Annotated in this window: 1 protein-coding gene; it reads right to left on the bottom strand. The window is 59.6% G+C overall.

The window, feature by feature from the left end:
• Window positions 1–118: 118 nt before the first annotated feature.
• The gene (locus Mhypo_RS17835) at window positions 119–643 is read right to left on the bottom strand and encodes a helix-turn-helix domain-containing protein (RefSeq protein ID WP_119342535.1); all 525 of its coding nucleotides are present in this window, start codon (window positions 641–643) and stop codon (window positions 119–121) included.
• Window positions 644–670 lie beyond the last annotated feature (27 nt).

Genomic DNA, 670 nt, shown 5'->3' with positions numbered 1-670 from the left:
TTGATTCGCCCTGCGCCTGCAAAGTATCGGGGAACCTCGCGTTGGTGCGACTGCCCCTTGAGTGTCCAGCTATAGCCTATCGGTAAAGACAAACCAAACCCACTCTCGTCCAGATACTTCAGGATGACCCGACCCGCGAGCGCCCCCTTTTGAGCGTTTCGAGCGCCGCTTCGGCCTGTTGCCGTAGCTGGGGGTCGGGCTGACCGGCCACGATGTAGCGATCCCGCTTCCAGGTGTAACCCAGTTGCCTGAGGTTGCGTCGTACGCTCTCCTCGTCTACCTGTAGGCCCAACTCCAGGGCGATGGCTTCGGTCAACTGCCGCGCATTCCAGCAGCGGTCTTCCGCCAGCTTGTCCTGCATAAACTGCAGCGCCTCTGCGTGGAGTTTGCGCCGATTGCCTTTCTGGGGGCGATCCGCCAGTCCCTCGAACTTTCGGCTGGTCCAGGCCTTCAGGGCTGCACCCACCGTCCGCACGTGGCATCCGACATACGCAGCGATACGGCTCATCTCCCAACGCTGGTGCGACAGGCGAACCATTTGACTGCGCAGCCTGACCTTCTTGTTCATGTGCGGGCTCTGCTCGATGGCCCTCAGCCGCTCATCCTCTTCGCTGCTCAACTCAATGTACCGAAAGTTTCCCATAGTAAAAGTCTATCGTGAGTGTACTTA

Origin of the sequence: Meiothermus hypogaeus, assembly GCF_003574035.1 — a bacterium.
Lineage (GTDB): Bacteria > Deinococcota > Deinococci > Deinococcales > Thermaceae > Meiothermus > Meiothermus hypogaeus.
The sequence above is the reverse complement of the archived record's forward strand: the minus strand, read 5'-3'. Positions and strand labels throughout refer to the sequence as shown.

Bases quoted from the DNA above. Each gene is read 5' to 3' on its own strand.
- Mhypo_RS17835 (WP_119342535.1), bottom strand. From the start codon at position 643: ATGGGAAACTTTCGGTACATTGAGTTGAGCAGCGAAGAGGATGAGCGG.